Origin of the sequence: Streptomyces sp. R28 (assembly GCF_041052385.1) — a bacterium.
Classification (GTDB): Bacteria; Actinomycetota; Actinomycetes; order Streptomycetales; family Streptomycetaceae; genus Streptomyces.
Window position 1 is genome coordinate 1,112,859 of the sequence record NZ_CP163439.1, and the last position, 16,396, is coordinate 1,129,254.

13 protein-coding genes, 2 pseudogenes and 1 riboswitch are annotated in these 16,396 nt (G+C 72.1%); of the genes and pseudogenes, 3 read left to right on the plus strand and 12 right to left on the minus strand.

All coding sequences use genetic code 11. The features are described 5' to 3' along the window. Window positions 1-23 precede the first annotated feature (23 nt). The 3 genes and pseudogenes from AB5J49_RS04670 to AB5J49_RS04680 form a co-directional block, all read right to left on the minus strand. Window positions 24-1,502 (minus strand): MFS transporter, encoded by a 1,479-nt coding sequence (locus AB5J49_RS04670; protein WP_369175043.1) that lies wholly within the window; start codon window positions 1,500-1,502, stop codon window positions 24-26. 211 nt (window positions 1,503-1,713) lie between these two features. Further along, window positions 1,714-3,131: pseudogene (locus tag AB5J49_RS04675) on the minus strand (cytochrome P450). Between the two features lie 166 nt (window positions 3,132-3,297). Next, entirely contained in the window at window positions 3,298-4,023 is a 726-nt protein-coding gene (locus AB5J49_RS04680) for an ankyrin repeat domain-containing protein (protein ID WP_369167192.1), read from the minus strand. 125 nt (window positions 4,024-4,148) lie between these two features. Further along, window positions 4,149-4,231: riboswitch (cobalamin riboswitch) on the plus strand. Between the two features lie 207 nt (window positions 4,232-4,438). Between AB5J49_RS04680 and AB5J49_RS04685 the strand changes: the two genes are divergently transcribed. Genes AB5J49_RS04685 through AB5J49_RS04695 form a run of 3 tightly spaced genes read left to right on the plus strand, consistent with a single transcriptional unit; the run spans window position 4,439 to window position 7,246 of the window. Continuing rightward, on the plus strand, window positions 4,439-5,461 hold the full coding sequence (locus AB5J49_RS04685; protein ID WP_369167193.1) for a FecCD family ABC transporter permease: 1,023 nt from the start codon (window positions 4,439-4,441) through the stop codon (window positions 5,459-5,461). A 1-nt stretch (window position 5,462) separates the two neighbouring features. Next, window positions 5,463-6,248 (plus strand): ABC transporter ATP-binding protein, encoded by a 786-nt coding sequence (locus AB5J49_RS04690; RefSeq protein ID WP_369175044.1) that lies wholly within the window; start codon window positions 5,463-5,465, stop codon window positions 6,246-6,248. Continuing rightward, window positions 6,233-7,246 (plus strand): ABC transporter substrate-binding protein, encoded by a 1,014-nt coding sequence (locus AB5J49_RS04695; protein ID WP_369167194.1) that lies wholly within the window; start codon window positions 6,233-6,235, stop codon window positions 7,244-7,246. Before AB5J49_RS04690 ends, AB5J49_RS04695 begins: the two co-directional genes overlap by 16 nt. Here AB5J49_RS04695 and AB5J49_RS04700 read toward each other — a convergent pair. The 9 genes and pseudogenes from AB5J49_RS04700 to AB5J49_RS04740 form a co-directional block, all read right to left on the minus strand. After that, window positions 7,216-8,187, minus strand: coding sequence for an L-tyrosine/L-tryptophan isonitrile synthase family protein (locus AB5J49_RS04700; protein WP_369167195.1), 972 nt, complete (start codon window positions 8,185-8,187; stop codon window positions 7,216-7,218). The two genes, AB5J49_RS04695 and AB5J49_RS04700, sit on opposite strands and share 31 nt — an antisense overlap. A gap of 131 nt (window positions 8,188-8,318) precedes the next feature. Further along, window positions 8,319-9,608: a cytochrome P450 gene (locus AB5J49_RS04705; protein WP_369167196.1), complete on the minus strand. Its 1,290-nt coding sequence runs from the start codon at window positions 9,606-9,608 to the stop codon at window positions 8,319-8,321. A gap of 12 nt (window positions 9,609-9,620) precedes the next feature. Beyond that, the gene (gene asnB / locus AB5J49_RS04710) at window positions 9,621-11,447 is read right to left on the minus strand and encodes an asparagine synthase (glutamine-hydrolyzing) (RefSeq protein ID WP_369167197.1); all 1,827 of its coding nucleotides are present in this window, start codon (window positions 11,445-11,447) and stop codon (window positions 9,621-9,623) included. Between the two features lie 13 nt (window positions 11,448-11,460). Beyond that, complete coding sequence (locus AB5J49_RS04715) at window positions 11,461-11,778, minus strand: hypothetical protein (RefSeq protein WP_369175499.1); 318 nt, start codon at window positions 11,776-11,778, stop codon at window positions 11,461-11,463. 181 nt (window positions 11,779-11,959) lie between these two features. After that, window positions 11,960-12,823, minus strand: a pseudogene (locus tag AB5J49_RS04720) (MFS transporter); the annotation flags it as partial. Between the two features lie 167 nt (window positions 12,824-12,990). Next, complete coding sequence (locus tag AB5J49_RS04725; RefSeq protein WP_369167198.1) at window positions 12,991-13,215, minus strand: hypothetical protein; 225 nt, start codon at window positions 13,213-13,215, stop codon at window positions 12,991-12,993. 3 nt (window positions 13,216-13,218) lie between these two features. Continuing rightward, window positions 13,219-14,124: an ABC transporter ATP-binding protein gene (locus tag AB5J49_RS04730; RefSeq protein ID WP_369167199.1), complete on the minus strand. Its 906-nt coding sequence runs from the start codon at window positions 14,122-14,124 to the stop codon at window positions 13,219-13,221. Between the two features lie 19 nt (window positions 14,125-14,143). After that, a complete protein-coding gene (locus AB5J49_RS04735) occupies window positions 14,144-15,238 on the minus strand; it encodes a FecCD family ABC transporter permease (RefSeq protein ID WP_369167200.1) in 1,095 nt (364 codons plus the stop codon). Beyond that, window positions 15,235-16,332 (minus strand): ABC transporter substrate-binding protein, encoded by a 1,098-nt coding sequence (locus tag AB5J49_RS04740; RefSeq protein ID WP_369167201.1) that lies wholly within the window; start codon window positions 16,330-16,332, stop codon window positions 15,235-15,237. The genes AB5J49_RS04735 and AB5J49_RS04740 overlap by 4 nt, the downstream gene beginning before the upstream one ends. Window positions 16,333-16,396: the final 64 nt, after the last annotated feature.

Sequence of the window (16,396 nt, forward strand, 5' to 3'; positions counted from 1 at the left end):
ACACGCCAACGACAGACGTCATCTCAGGGCGTCGGCATGCCTCCGCCCTGGAGCCGTTCCAGGTCGGAGGGGCGGACCTGGATGACGAGGAGGGCGATCACCGCGGCGATCGCGGTGAAGATCGCGGCCATGATGAAGGCGGCCGAGACTCCCGCGGTGAGGACCTCGTCGGCGTAGGCCGCCGGGAGCTGCCCCGTGCGCTCGAAGCGCAGCCGCTCCACGGGGGTCGCCTGGGACATGAAGGCGGGGATCTGTTTGTCGGCCTCGTTGCCGCTGGCCGTACCGAACGTCGTGACCAGGATGGACAGCCCGAGGGAACCACCCACCTGCTGGGTGGCGTTGAGGAGTCCGGAGGCCGCGCCCGTCTCCCGGGTGGCCACGTTGGACAGCGCCATCAGGGTCAGCGACACGAACTCCATGCCCATGCCGAGGCTGAAGACGAGGATCGGGCCGAGGATGCTGCCCGCGTAGGTGGAGTGGACGTCGGTCAGGGTCAGCCAGCCGAGGCCGGCGGCGGCCAGGATCGCGCCGGTCACCATGAACGGCTTGGGCCCGTACTTCGGCAGGAGTTGGGAGGCGAGCCCCGCGCCCACCGCGATGACGGCGCTCACCGGCAGGAACGCCAGCCCGGCCTGGAGCGGGCTGAAGTCCAGCACGTTCTGGACGAAGAGGGTGAGGAAGAAGAACATGCCGAAGATCGCGGCAGCGAGGCTCAGCATCATGCCGTAGGTGCCCGCCCGGTTGCGGTCCGCGAACATGTGCAGGGGGGTGATCGGCTGCCGGGAGCGCTTTTCGATCAGAACGAACGCCAGCAGGACGACGACGGCCGCCCCGAACGCGGCCAGGGTGATCGGGTCCCGCCAGCCGTCCTGCGCGGCCCGGATGAACCCGTACACCAGCAGCACCATGCCGATGGTGGAGGCCAGCGCGCCCGCCAGGTCGAAGTGACCGGGGTGGCGCTCGGACTCCCGGATCCAGCGCGGGGTGGCGAGCGCGATGAGCAGCCCGATCGGCACGTTGACGAACAGCACCCAGCGCCAGTTCAGCCATTCGACCAGGATTCCGCCCGCCAGCAGCCCGATCGCGCCGCCGCCCGCCGAGACCGCGGCGAAGACGCCGAACGCCCTGTTGCGGTCGGGCCCTTCACGGAAGGTCGTACTGATCAGGGCGAGGGCGGTCGGGGACGCGATGGCGCCGCCGACGCCCTGGAGGGCACGAGCGGCGAGGAGTTGCCACTCGTTCTGGGACATGCCGCCGAGCAACGAGGCGAGTACGAAGAGCAGTACGCCGAAGACGAAGACCCGGCGTCTGCCGAGGATGTCGCCCATCCTGCCGCCGAGCAGCAGCAGCCCGCCGAAGGTGAGCGTGTAGGCGTTGATCACCCAGGAGAGGCTGGTCGTGGAGAAGCCGAGCGAGCGCTGGATGTCCGGCAGGGCGATGTTCACGATGGTGATGTCGAGCACCACCATCAGCTGGCAGGAGGCGATGACCAGCAGCGCCATACCGCTGCCACGGCCATCGCCCCGCTCCGTCTCCTGCGGGGTGGTCCGTGCTTCGGGTGTCGGCTCGGGATTGCTCATGGCATCGCGCCGCGGCGGGGGTTCGGTGGCTGGTTCCCGCCACCATTCGACCGTACGCCGCTGCGGGACGGCCCTCCAGTCGATCACGGAGCCGGGCCGTGGCGCCCCTGGTGGGGACCTGGTGGGGCCCAGGTCAGCGACCGGCGCGGATCAGGCCCGTGAGATAGCGCCACAGCGAGGAGCGCCGGCGGGCGAACTGGTCCGGCAGCACCGGCTCGGCCGTCTGAGGTGCCGAGGTGCGCGCGGACGCCGAGGGCCGCTCGGGCACCGAGGCGAGTTCGTACCGTACGGGCAGGGAGCGCAGGCCGCGCATGAACGGCGAGGAGCGCCACGGCAGTTGGTCGGCCGGGAGCGCGAGGTCCAGATGGGAGAACCGCTCGAAGAGCCGGCCCACGCCCACCGCCGCGACCGTCGACGCGAGCCCGCGGGCCGGGCACTGGCGGCGGCCCGCGCCCCAGGACAAATGCGCCCGGGTGCTGATGGTGCTGCTCGGCGCCACGTGATCGGCGAAGAGCGGGTCGGCGTGCGCGGCGGCGGAGGAGACCCACACCGGGTCGCCGGCCCGGATCGTGTAGTTGCCGAGCTCGGTGTCCTTGGCGGCGAAGCGCGGTACGAAGTTCACCAGCGGCGGCTTGCGCATGACCACCCGGTTCATGGTCTCCCTGATCATCCCGGCGGACAGGCTGGCGCGCACGCCGCCGTCGCCGTCGCCGTCGCCGGAGATGACCTCGACCACGGTGTTGGACATGAGGATCCCGACGTGGTCGGAGGTCATGCCGAGCAGCATGAACAGCTCACGGGCCAGCTCGTCCAGCGAGAGATCGGGATGCGCGGCCAGAAGGTAGGAGGGGGAGTCGTCCCCGGGCTCCTTGAGCTTCACGGCCGCCAGTTCCACGAGCGTCGCGAGCAGTCGCTCCAAGGCGGGCTCCGCGTCCGGACCCGCGTCCAGGACCCGCCACATGTCCATCAGCGCGTCGTCGCCCTGGGAGCCGGGGAAGCCGAGCAGATGACTGCCACCATCAGGGGCAGCGGCCGGGAGAACTGCGCGGACAGGTCCGCGACGCCCGTGCCGCCGCCCTGCCCCACCAAGGTGATCAGTTCGTCGGCGTAGGCGGTGACGGCCGCCTTCAGTCGCTTGGCCTGGGGGTGGCCGGGATCCTGGAAGGGTTTGAGCGCCGTGTCCCACGCCGTCCGCAGCGCCCCGTATCCGGGACCACCCTGGATCAGCACATGGTTGACCTCCAGGGACGGCCCGAGCGGCCAGTCGGCGGGTACTTCGCCCGCCGAGCGGGCCCGCCAGTTCTCCAGCCCCTTCGGCCAGCCGTCGTCGTCCTGGAGGACCTGCAGCGCCTCCCGGTAGCCGAGGACCAGCCAGGCGGGCACACCCAGCAGGTCGACCGGTGCGACGGGGCCGTGCCGCTGCCTCAGCCGCTCGTACACGAGCGACGGGCGTGTCTCGTAGTCGCGGGTCAGCAGCGGTTCGGGAGCCATCTCCTCCAACCGGGTGCCGTCGACGTCCACGGCTGCGCTCTCACCCCACTGCGATTCCATCTGCCCGCCGCCCTCCGACACTCCCCGCACCGGCGCACTACCCGTCAGTAGTCAACAACGCCGGTGACCCTACCGCAGGGGCACTTCCGGGTGAACGACGGGTGCGGCGGCCGTCAGCGGCGTGGTCACCCCTCCGTCGGCAGGGGCGTCGTCTCCCCACCCGGCGTCATGCCAACTCCTCGGCGGACTTCGCTCCCTGATCGCGCAGCCATGCGACCAGCGCGGGGTGGCCTGAGCGGTGGGCGGCGTCGAGCGGGGTCAGCCGGTCGTAGCCGACCCAGTTCACGTCACCGCCCCGTCGCAGCAGGTAATCGGCCGTCCGGCGTTGCCCGCCGTGGCAGGCGCACCACAGCGCGCTGGTGATGTCCTCCTCGGTGGGCGGGTCGGACTCGGACGTGCAGCAGGCGGTGACACGGTCGGCCTCGCCGAGGGCGGCGGCCTGCCACAGGGTGGTGCGGGCGCCACGCTCCAGCAGCCGTCGCGCGCTCTCCCACTGCCCGAAGGCCACCGCGTCCGCCATCGGCGTGCCGTTGCCGATGACCGCGCCGTCGGCCTCGATGTCCGCGCCCAGGTCGAGCAGGGCGTCCAGGACGGGCACGTCGTCGGTGCTGGCGGCCCAGTGCAGCGGGGTCTCGCGGTGCGCGCCGGTGAACCGGGCGTTCACGTCCGCGCCCGCGGCGACCAGCGCGGTCACCGTTGCGGAACCGTTGGGCAGGTGACCGGGCCAGTCAGTGGCGACATGCAGCAGAGTCCGCGCGGTCTTCCTGTTGCCCAGCCGTGCCGTGGCCAGCCCCGGATGAGCGGTGATCAGGTCCTGCAACGCGCCCACGTCGCCGGTCCGGATCGCCTCGACGGCGGCGCGGGCGAGCGGAGCGGTCGTATCGATGAGCATCGGCCACCTCCCAGGTCCCCACCTGGATAACACGGCCCACTGACAACACCCCTTCCCGCAGGCCACGGCGCCCCTGTCCGGCCGCCCCCGGACCCCGTTCTGTTACGCTCCCCGGGCCTCCCACGGGGGAAGTCCGGTGAGAGTCCGGCGCTGACCCGCAACGGTGTGCGCGGGGACCATGTGGTCCCTCACGCAAGCCCGATCGCCCGTGGTGGGCGCGACCCGTTGACTGCTCGCCGTGGACTGCGAGAGGGGACCGCGCGGCCGGCACGGTCGTACGGGCCGTCTCCTGATCGATGTTCACAGGCGGGCCCAGGCGAAGGACCGCCCGCCCGTGCACCGAAGTCCGACCCGGACATGGAGACCGCAACCGAGATCCGGAGCGTCCCGACGGCCCGGTGCGTCACGCGTACCGGTGGTGCCGCTCGTCCTCGTGCTGGGGCTGCTCCTGCTCGTCTCACTCGTGTGCGGCGTGGGGCTCGGCACCGCCGGGATCGGGTGGGGAGATGTCTTCCGGCTGCTCGGGGCGGGGTTGACCGGCGGGACCATCGAAGCTCGGGACGTCCCCGCCTCCACCATCGTGTGGGAGATCCGGCTGCCGCGCGTCGTGCTCGGTGCCGTCGTCGGAGCCGGGCTCGCGTCCGTCGGGGTGGCGGTGCAGGCGATGGTGCGCAACGCGCTCGCCGATCCGTTCGTGCTCGGCATCTCCTCGGGCGCCGCGGTGGGCGCCAACGCCGTGATCCTGCTGGGGGCGTTCGCCGGACTCGGGGTCTGGGCGCTGTCCCTGTCGGCCTTCGGGTCGGCGCTCGCGGCGACGGCGCTGGTGTACGCCGTGGCCCGGTCTCCGCACGGCCTCACCCCGCTGCGGCTGATCCTGACCGGGACGGCACTGGCGTACGGCTTCGAGGCCGTCACCACCGTCATGGTGTTCGGCGCGGCCCGGGGTGAGGCGGCACGGTCGGCGATGATGTGGCTGCTCGGGAGCCTGGGCGGCGCGACCTGGGCCCAGGTGCCGCTCGCCGCGGTGACCGTGGCGGCCGGGTGGGCGTGGCTGCGGCGGCGGGCCGAGGCGCTCAACGCCCTCGCCATGGGGGACGAGACGGCCGCCGCGCTCGGCGTCCGACCGGCGGGGCTGCGCAGGGAGTTGTTCCTCGTCACCGCCGCCGTGACGGGAACCGTGGTCGCGGTCAGCGGGGCCATCGGGTTCGTCGGGCTGATGGTGCCGCACGTCGTACGGATGCTGGTCGGCGCCGATCACCGGCGGGTACTGGCCGTGGCGCCGCTCGCCGGGGCCGTGCTGCTGGTCTGGGCGGACCTGCTCTCCCGGCTCCTCCTCGCCCCGGCCGAGCTACCCGTCGGGGTGATCACGGCCGTCGTCGGGGTGCCCGCGTTTGTGCTGCTGATGCGGCGCGGCGGCGATGCGTTCGGAGGTCGGTGAGATGCGGCTCGACATCGAGGGGATCACGGTCGAGGCCGCCGGGGCGCGATTGGTCGATGACGTTCGACTCGCCGTGGACAGTGGGGCGTTCGTCGGTCTCGTCGGCCCGAACGGCAGCGGCAAGTCCACGCTGCTGCGGTGCGTGTACCGGGCGCTGCGTCCGGCCGGGGGCGTGGTGCGGCTCGACGGGGACGACGTGCGCACCATGGCGCCGCGGGCCGCCGCCCGAGTGCTGGCCGCGCTGCCGCAGGAGTCGTCGGCCGAGTTCGACTTCACGGTCGCCGAGGTGGTGGCCATGGGGCGGCTGCCGCACCGGGACCGTACGGCCGCGTCCGACCGGGAGATCTGCGCCGCGGCCATGGACCGCACCGGCGTCGCCCACCTCGCCGACCGCGGGTTCCTGGCCCTGTCCGGCGGCGAGAAGCAGCGCGTGCTCATCGCCCGCGCGCTCGCCCAGCAGCCGAAGGTGCTCGTCCTGGACGAGCCCACCAACCACCTCGACATCGCCCACCAGTTGGACGTGCTGTCCCTGGTGCGGGCCAGCGGCCTGACCGTACTGGCGGCCCTGCACGACCTCAACCTGGCCGCCGCGCACTGCGACGTCCTGTACGTCATCGACGGCGGCCGGGTCGTCGCCTCCGGCGCCCCGCACGAGGTCCTTCAACCCGCCCTGCTCGCCGAGGTGTTCGGGGTCCGCGCCCATCCGGTACGGCACCCGGAGACCGGCGTGGTCCAGCTCCTGTTCGACCTCCTGTCTCAAGGAACAACCACATGCGCAAGCTCATAGCCACCGCCTTCTGCCTCGCCGCGACGGTCACCGCGACCGGCTGCGGAGCCACGGTGGAGAAGTCGGCCGACTCCAAGTCCTCCAAGTCCTCCGCGGTCACCCTCACCAACTGCGGCCGCAAGGTGACGTACGACAAGGTGCCCGAACGCGTGGTCACCAACGACGTCGGTATCACCGAGCTGATGTTCGCCCTCGGTCTGGAGGACCGCATGGCGGGGTTCGCCATGCCCGACGACAAGGGTGATCTGAGCGGCGTGCCGTGGAAGGACGGCTACGACAAGGTGAAGTGGCTGTCGAAGGACCAGCTCACCAAGGAGAACGCCCTCGACGCCCGCGCCGACCTCGTCTTCGCTGGCTGGAACTACGGCTTCCGTGAGGACAGCGGCTTCACCCCCGACGCCCTGAAGAAACTCGGCATCCCCTCGTACGTCCTCACCGAGTCCTGCCACAACGGCCGTACGGAGACCTCGCGCGGCATCATGCCGCCCCTGGACGCCCTGTACGCCGACCTCACCAACCTCGGGAAGCTGTTCGGCGTCGAGCAGCGGGCCGCCGCCCTGATCGCCGACTTCAAGAAGCAGGTCGCCGATGTGCACGCGAAGGCCCCCACGGGCGCCGGCCGGCCGAAGGTGTTCCTGTACGACAGCGGGCAGGACCAGCCCTTCACCTCCGGCCGCTATGCCGCCCCCGAGCAGATCATCAGCGAGGCCGGCGGGACCAACGTCATGCACGACGTCCAGGACTCCTGGACCACCGTGGGCTGGGAGAGCGTCGTACAGCGCGACCCCGACGTCATCGTGATCTGCGACTACGGGGACGTGAGCGCCGAGCAGAAGAAGAAGTTCCTCCTCTCCTACGCGCCCCTGCGAAACGTCTCCGCCGTCAAGCACAAGCGGATCTTCGTCCTCGACTACGTCGACCTGGTCGAGAGCCCCCGCAACCCGTCGGCCATCGCCCGGCTCGGCACCTATCTGCGGAAGGTCGCCGAGGAGAGCTGACCGTCGGCGCGGGACCGCTCGAAGTGGCTCGGTCTGCCGTCGCGGTGCACCAGGCGGCCGAGCCGCTGCGCCCTGGCGCGGGGCATGAGGGACCAGGTGCCGTCGGGCTCGCGCAGGGCGGCGGAGTGCCAGGGGGTGGTCCAGGCGTCGGGGGCGTCGAGGAGACGGATGCCGAACTTGGGGGCGCCGGCCGGCTGCGGGTGGATCGACAGGCGTACGGCGCGCGGGTGGTGGTCGGCGATCAGGTCGCCCCAGGCGCGGCTGCGCTGGATCACGCCGTACGCCCGTCTGCGGCACTCGCGTTGGAGGGCGGAGCGGGTGCCGGTGAAGCCTGCGGTGTCCTCGACGAGGAAGCGGATGATGCCCCGGTACAGGGCGAGGGTGGGGGCGTCGGTGCGGACCTCGGTGCGCAGGGCCTCCAGGGTGGGGGCGTAGCGGTCGTGGACGTGGGCGCGTTTGGTGGCGTGGGGGAGGTCGCCGAGGACGTCGCGCAGGTCGAAGACGGACAGGCGGCGCAGGTCCGACTGCCTGATGAGCGCGCGCAGTTCGTCGGAGTAGGCGTCGATGTCGTTGTCGGGGACGCGGATCAGGTCGCCGAAGACATGGCCGTCGGAGCAGATGACGACGCGGGCGCCCGGCGGGTGGATCCGCTCGATCCGCGCGCAGAGTGTGTCGAGGAAGGTGAGGGAGAGACGTTCGCCCATGTCGGGGAGGTGGCCCAGGGTCTTGGCCGGGTTGGGTGACTTGCAGGGGAAGCCGGGCAGGGTGAAGACGATGGGGGCGCCCTCTCGGACGAGGTCGGTGATCCGGCGCAGCTGATGCGGGAACGCCTCGGCCGAGGCGCGGGCCGGGCCGGTCGTGCGGTGGTGCGGCAGGAGCAGGTCCAGGATCTCCGCGCCGAGGGTCTCGGGGAGGGTGTCCGGTGCGGTCGTCAGCAGCATGTCGTTCCTCCGGGTGGCGGGCGTACGGGCGTGGCGGCATGGCGCCTTGGCGGGGCAGGCGCTGTCGGGCGGGTGGGATGATCAGCTGGAGGCCGGATCAGTTGGAGTACGGGATCAGCTGGAGCACGGCCTCACAGCCGTCGGTCGTAGCCGACGGGTAGGCGGTTGGTGCCGCGGCCCAGGACGGCCGGGATCCACTCGATGTCGTCGTCCCTGATGGCCAGGCGCAGTCCGGGGAGGCGCGCGAGCAGGGTGCCGAGGGCGATCTGGAGTTCGGCGCGGGCGAGTGCGGCGCCGGGGCAGAAGTGGATGCCGTGGCCGAAGGCGAGATGGGGGTTGGGGCTGCGGTCGAGGTCGAGGGTGTCGGGATCGGGGAAGCGGCGCGGGTCCCGGTTGGCGGCGCACAGGGAGACGATCACCGAGTCGCCCGCCGGGACTTCGGTGCCGTGCAAGTCACTGTCCTGGTCGAAGAAGCGCCAGGTGGTCAGCTCGAAGGCGCTGTCGTGGCGCAGGAGTTCCTCGACCGCGCGGGGCATGAGGCCCAGGTCGTCGCGCAGACGGGCGAGTTGGCCAGGGTGGCGGAACAGGGCGATCAGGGCCGTGGTGAGCTGGTTCGTGACCGGTTCCTGGCCCGCGACCAGCAGCTGGAAGATCATCGAGTCCAGCTCCTCCTGCGACAGCTCACCCTGGTCACGAGCCACGACGAGACGGCTCAGCAGGTCGTCGTCCCCGTGCTTCCGCCTGTGCGCGACCTCCCGCTTGTGCGCGACGACCTCTGCGATATAGCTCTGCAGACCGTGCAGACGGGCCTCGTACAACGGCCGCCCCGGATCCGTCGGCCCGACCGGCTGGACGACCTTGCCCCAGTCGCGGTCGAAGCGCGCCGCCAACTCCCCCGGCAGACCGACGACTTCGGCGAGGACCTGGAACGGGAAGGGGGCGGCGAAGCCGGCGACCAGGTCGGCGGGCCCGGCTTCCGGGAGGGCATCGACGAGCGCGTCGGCCAACTCCTGCAGCCGCGGCCTCAGTTCCTCGATTCGCCGCGGCGTGAAGGCATCCGTGACGAAGCGCCGCATGCGGGTGTGCTTCGGCGGGTCCTGGTGGAGGAGGTGGACCTGGAGCCGGGAGTGCTGCGGCTCGGGCATGATCGAGGCGCGGGCCCGCCAGCGGTCGTTGCCCCGGTCGTGGTTCTTGCCGAGGCGGTGATCGTTCAGGGCGGCGTGGGCGGCCTCGTAACCGGTGACGAGCCAGGCCTGAACGCCGCTGGGGAAGAGGACACGGTGGACCGGTCCGGCCTCGCGCATCCGCTCGTAGAGGGGGTAGGGGTTGCTCTTGTACGGGCAGCCCATCAGCGGGACCGGGTCGGGGAGCGGCTGCTGCGGGTCCACGTCCGGCAGGGGTTCCTGGTCCTGGATGGTCATGGGTGGGGCTCCTCAGAGGGCGAGTTCGGGCCGGTGGTGGTCCAGCCACAGGGCGAGGTCGACGACGCGTTCGAGGCGGAGTCGGTGGCCCCACCCCAATTGCTCGGGCGGGGTGTCGAGGCAGGGCTTGAGGCGGGTCTCGTCGGCCAGTGCCCGGACCTGTTCGAGGGACAGGGCGTCGCGGGCCAGATCCTGCAGGCCGCGGTTGTAGTCGGGGTGGTGGGTGGCCGGGTAGTGGTTCTTGGGCCGGTGCAGGACCGAGTCGGGAGCCAGCCCCGTTGCGGCGGCGCGCAGGAGGCTCTTCTCGCGGCCGTCGAAGCTCTTCAGCGCCCAGGGCGCGTCGAAGGCGTACTGGACGAGTCGGTGGTCGCAGTAGGGGACGCGCACCTCCAGGCCTCGGGCCATGCTCAACCGGTCCTTGCGGTGCAGGAGTTGGCGCAGCCAGCGGGTCAGGGACAGGTGCTGCATCTCGCGCTGCCGGTGCTCGGTGGGGGTTTCGCCGTCGAGGTGGGGTACGGCGGCCAGCGCGCTGCGGTAGGTGTCGTCGCGGAACTCGCCCATGCGCAGGTCGAGTTCGGGGTTGAGCGGCATGGCGGCCTCGTCGCCGGTGACCAGCAGCCAGGGGAAGGTGTCGGCGGCGAGGGCCTTGGGGTTGTGGAACCAGGGGTAACCGCCGAAGACCTCGTCGGCGGCCTCGCCGGACAGGGCGACCGTGGAGTGCCGCCGGATCTCGCCGAACAGCAGGTACAGCGAGGTGTCCATGTCGCCGACCCCGATCGGCGAGTCCCGGGCCACGACGACGGCTTTGCGGTGCTCAAGGTCCAGCAGCGCACGCGGGTCCAGTACGACCGTGCTGTGGTCGGTGCCGATGTACGCGCCCGCCTCGATGGCGTACGGGGTGTCGTGGCCGGTGCGCAGGATGTCGCCGGTGAACTGCTCGGCCTGGTCGCTGTAGTCGACGGCGTAGGAGCGGATCCGGGCGTCCGGGCCTTCGCGCAGGCGGAGTTCGTCGGCGAGCAGGGCGGCCAGGACGGTGGAGTCGATGCCGCCGGACAGCAGGCTGCACAGCGGGACATCGGCCTCCAGCCGGCTGCGGGCGGCCGCACTGACCAGGGTGCCGATCCGGTCCACGGTCGCGTCCCGGTCGTCCTCGTGCGCACCGGCCTCCAGCTGCCAGTAGCGGCGCTCGCGCATGCCGTCCCGGTCCAGGACGAGCAGGCCGCCCGGCTCGACCTCCCGTACGCCGGACCACACCGTCGGCCCGGTGTTGAACAGCAGGCCGTACGCCTCCCGGAGCCCGTCCGCGTCCACCCGGGGCCGTATCTCGGGGTGCGCGAACAGCGCCTTGGGCTCGGAGGCGAAGGCCAGGCCTCCGTCGACGGCCGCCCAGAAGAGCGGTTTGACGCCGAGCCGGTCACGGACGAGGAGCAGCCGCTGGGCGCGCTCGTCCCAGACGGCGAACGCGAACATCCCGTTCAGCCGGTCGGCCACCGCCTCGCCCCACTCGGCGTAGGCGCGCAGCACGACCTCGGTGTCGCTGCGGGTGTGGAACACGTGCCCGTGGGCCCGGAGTTCGGCACGCAGCTCGTGGTGGTTGTAGACCTCGCCGCTGTAGCTGAGGACCAGTGTCGGCGTGTCGGGTCGGTCGGTCATCGGCTGGACGCCGCCCGCGACATCGATGACGGCCAGGCGGCGGTGGCCGATCGCGGCGCGCTCGCCGAGCCAGATGCCGCCCGCGTCGGGACCGCGGGGGGCGAGGGTGGCGGTCATGGCCTCGATGACCGGGGCCTGGGTGCGGGCGTCGTGGTGGAAGGACGCCCAGCCGGTGATTCCGCACATGGGAACTCCTGGATCAGGTCGGGACGGTGTCGGTGGTCCGCTCGGGCGCCGCGGGGGCCCGTCGGCCGGGCAGGGCGAGCAGGGGTACGGCCAGACAGGCGGCCGCTGCGGCCAGGGCCAACCCGGCCCGCGCGCCGTCGCCGGGCCCGGCCGGGGACGAGGCTGCGATGGCCAGGGCGGGGCCGAGGGTGAAGCCGAGGCTGCGGGCCACCTGCAGCGTCGAGCCGACGGTGGCTGTCCTCTCCACTGGGGCGGCGCCCAGGGTCAGGGCCTGCGTCGGACCGCCGTTGAGGCCCATGCCGACACCGGCCAGCGCCAGCCGCCAGGCCACGTCGGGCGCCGACCAGCCGTCGCCGAGCGGGATCAGCAGGAGCAGTCCGGCGGCGGTGAGCGCGGCACCGGTGACCGCGACCCGCCGAAAGCCGATGGGGGTCCCCCCCGCTCGAGCGAAGCCGAGAGCGGGGGAGGTCGGCGAGCCGTCCGCCGAGCGGCCCGGCCAGCCCCATGCCGAGCGGGAAGGCGAGCACCGTCAAGCCGGTCGCGGTGGCGCTGACGCCCTCGTCCTGCTGGAGGTGGAGGGCGACGACGTAGTGCATGGCCGCGAAACCGGCCGCCAGCGCCAGCACCGCGCCGTGTGCCCGCAACAGCCCGGCCGCCCGCAGGACACCGGTCACCGGACGGCCACCCGGCCCGCGCAGCCACCACCACAACGGCGGTACGGCGACAGCCGCGAGCAGAAACCAGGGCGGTTCCTGGGACCCCAGGGTCAGGGCGAGCAGGAGCACGGCCAAGCCCCCGGCCACCGACAGCGCGTCAGCCGGCGACCGCCGGTCCGGTCCGCGCAACGCACCGTCCCTGGGCATCGCCTTCCAGGCGACGGCCAACACCAGCAGACAGACCGGGATCTTGACCAGGAAGACCCAGCGCCAGCCCAGCTGGTCCAGCAGCAGCCCGCCCACCGCCGGGCCGGTCACCGCCCCCAGCGGGCCGAGCGTCGCGGGCACGCTCATCGCCCGGCCGCGCGCCTCGGGCCGTACGGCACGGATCGCCAGCACCGGCATCAGCACGAACAGCACCGCCGCGCAGGCGCCCTGCCCGACGCGGGCCGCGATCAGCCAGGCCGCCCAGGGAGAGAGGGCGGCCAGCGCGCTGCAGAGCGCGAAGCCGGCGGTCGCCGCGAGCAGCGCGGACCGCGTCCCCGCTCCGTCCAGCCACCGGCCGACCGGCAACAGCAGGGCGGTGACCGGGAGTTGGTACCCCAGCACCGCCCACTGCGCCGTAGCGGTCGAGACGTGCAGGCCCTCGGCGATGTCGGCCAGCGCCACGTTCACGATGTTCATGTCGAGCATCGCCACGAACGACAACGCGCCCGCCATCGCCACGAGAACCCAGCGGTCCCTCACTCTCGCGCCCCTTCCCCCTCGCGGCCGGCTGCCGGACAGCAGCCTCGTTCCAGAGGTCGGGGACGCCGGGGGCCGAGTTCCCGGGCGTGGTCGAAAATTTGATCGACTTGGAGTCGGCGCCCCGCCCGCCCAGTACGGGGTCAGGCCGTGCTGATGCCGTCCAACTTGCCGGACTTGGCGTCCGCGACCAGCGACGAGAACTGGTCGTCGCTCATCTGCACCCGCTGCCCGAAGTCGTCCGTGAGGATCACCCGACGCTCGGCCGGAGCGGTGGGGTCGACGAACAGTTGCGGACAGCCGCAGCCGCAGTTGCCGCAGAAGGTCGCCACGGGGGCCAGGCCCTCAATTCCTTCGATCCCGCTCATAGTTCACACAACCTTTCGCGATCGTGGGCGCCCACCGTCGTGACGCCCGGGACCAGCCCCCAAGACACCGCTCGGGGCCGACATGGGGATGCCCGCACCGGCCGGATCCACCGGTCCGTCCTGCGCGTCCGGGCCGTCCGCCGGTGCTCTGTGATCGAAGGCGATCAGGGGGTCGCCGGTCAGCGGATGGTCCACCACCGTCGCCCGTACGCCGAACACCTCGGCCAGCAGGGCGGGTTGCAGCACATCCCGGGGCGGGCCGGAGGCGACCACCTGGCCGTCGTGCAGGACGTGGAGCCGGTCGCAGACGGAGGCGGCGGCGTTGAGGTCGTGCAGCGACACCAGGGTCGTGCGGCGCTGTGCCCGGAGCAGGGCGAGCAGTTCGACCTGGTGGCGGATGTCGAGGTGGTTGGTGGGCTCGTCCAGGACCAGGACGTCCGGCTGCTGCGCGAAGGCGCGGGCCAGCAGGACGCGTTGGCGCTCACCGCCGGACAGTTCGGTGAAGCGGCGCCCGGTGTGCCGCGCCATGCCGACGTCCGCGAGGGCGCGGGCGACGACGTCCCGGTCGGTGGCGTCCTCCCCGGCGAAGGCCCGCTTGTAGGGCGTACGGCCCATGGCGACGACCTCCCGGACGGTCAGCTCGAAGTCGCCGCCCCGCTCCTGCGGGAGAGCCGCGACATGCCGGGCCGCCTCCGCGGGGCTCAGCCGGCGCAGGTCGGTGCCGGACAGCAGGACCCGGCCGGAGACCGGCTTCAGGTGCCGGTAGACGGTGCGCAGGAGCGTGGACTTGCCGCTGCCGTTCGGTCCGACGAGGCCGGTGATCTCACCTTCGGCCGCGATGAGACGGGCGCCCGCGACGACCGTACGGCCGGTGTAGGCGACGTGCAGGTCCTCGACTTCGATCTTCAACGTCCGCTCCCCCAGATCCTCAACTCCCGCTCCCCAACCGCCGGTCCAGCAGATACAGCAGTGCCGGAGCGCCGATCAGCGAGGTGACGACGCCGACCGGCAGCTCCTGCGTCTCCATGGCCGTACGGCACACGATGTCGACCACGACCAGGAGCAGCGCCCCGAACAGTGCCGAGACGGGCAGGAGGCGTCGATGGTCGCCACCGACGATCAGGCGGCAGGCGTGCGGCACCATGAGCGCGACGAAGGCGATCGCGCCGGAGACGGCGACGAGGACGCCGGTCAGCAGGCTGGTGAGCGTGAACAGCTCCCGGCGCAGGCGGGTGGCGTCGACGCCGAGCCCGGCGGCCGTCTCGTCGCCCATGATCAGCGCGTTGAGCGCCCGGGCCCGCGCCTGGAGCCACAGCAGGGTGACGGGCACGGCGACGGCGGGAGCGGCGAGCAGCGGCCAACTCGCGCCGCTCAGACTGCCCATGAGCCAGAACAGCACACTGTGGGTCTGCTGCTCGTCGCCGGCCTGGAGCACGAGATAGCTGGTGAACCCGGACAGGAACTGCCCGATCGCCACCCCGGCCAGCACCAGCCGCAGCGGCGCGAAACCCCCGCGGCGCCGGGCCACCGCCCACACCAGCGCGAAGGTGGCGAGGGCGCCCGCGAAGGCCGCCCCGGACAGTCCGAGCCCGAGCGCGCCGCCCGTACCGAAGCCCAGCACGATCGCGGCGACCGCTCCGAGGGAGGCGCCGTTGGAGATGCCCAGGAAGTACGGGTCGGCCAGCGGGTTACGCACCAGGGCCTGCATCGCCGTACCTACGAGGCCGAGCCCCGCGCCGACGAGGGCCGCCAACAAGGCGCGGGGGAGCCGGAGTTGCCAGACGATCAGGTCGTTCGTGCCCGGGCGCGGCGCCTCGCCGGACAGGCGGCGCCAGACCACGTTCCCCACCTCGCCGGCCGGAATGGATGTCGAGCCCCAGGACACCGCCGCGGTGAGGGCGGCGAGCAGGGCCAGGGCGAGCGCCAGAGCCAGCGGCCCGGCGGGCACGGAGCGGGTCCGCGCGGGCTCCTTGGGATCACGCCGCTCCGCCGTGCCCTTTCGGCGCACCAGAGTATCGATCACGGTCGGCCGACCTTGCCCGGGTACAGCGTCTTCGCGATCTCCTCGACCGTGTCGGCGTTGGTGACGCCGGCGATGGTGGTCTGCTCGGAGCCGATGCGCAGGAGGCGGGCCTCCTTGACGGCCCTCAGGCCCTTGGTGGCGGGGTTCGACTCCAGCCACTCCTGCGCCTCGTCGAACGCCTTCTTGTTCCCGGCCTCGCTGCCCCGGTTGCGCACGCCGAGCTGGATCCAGTCCGGGTTCTCGGCGATCACGTCCTCCCAGCCGACCTGCTTGTGGTCACCGTCGCAGTCGGCGAAGACGTTGCGCGCCCCGGCGAGGGTGATGACCGCGTTGGCGACCTGACGGTTGCAGACGGCCAGGGGCTGCTTGGTGCCGGCGTCGTAGTCGAAGAAGAAGTACGTGGGCCGCTCACCCTCGGGCGTGCCGCCGACGGCCTTCCGGACCGCGTCCACCTTCTCCTTCATGCCGTCGACGAGTTCCTTCGCCTTCGCGCGCGTGCCCGTGACGGCGCCGAGGGAGGTGATGTCCTCCTCGACGGCGGACAGGTCCGTGACCGGGCTCTTGCTGGTGGCGGCGCATGCCGTGGACTTCAGGAAGGTGTGCTTGATGCCGGCGGCCTTGAACTCCTCCTCGGTCGGCGCGTCCCCCATTCCTCCGCCCATGTTCATCGAGGCGAAGGTGTCGATGTACAGGTCGGCACCGGAGCCGAGGAGCTTCTCCTTGGGGATCACGGTCTCGCTGAGCACCTTGACCTGCTGTGCTTGTGCGTCGAGCTCGCCCGGCAGTGTGCCCTTGCCCGGGGGGAAGCCGGTGCCGGTCACCTTGTCCCCGGCGCCGAGGCGGAGCAGCAGTTCCAGGCTGGAGGCGTTGCTGGTGACGATGCGCTTCGGGGCGTCGGTGAAGGTGGTCCTGGCGCCCATGCAGTCGGTGACGGTGACCGGGTGGCCCCCGGAGTCGCCCTTGCCGGCGGGGGCGCTCGCCTCGCCGCCGTCCCGGCCGGCCCCGCTGTCCCAGCCGTCCCCGCCGCCGCAGCCCGCCGCCAGCAGGCCACCGAGTACGGCTGCCGTCGTAGCCCGCCACACACGAGAACGCATCGAAACTCCCCACGATCCACTGGATGCACGGGCGGATCTCCGCCGCCCGTTCCAGTAGTCGGGG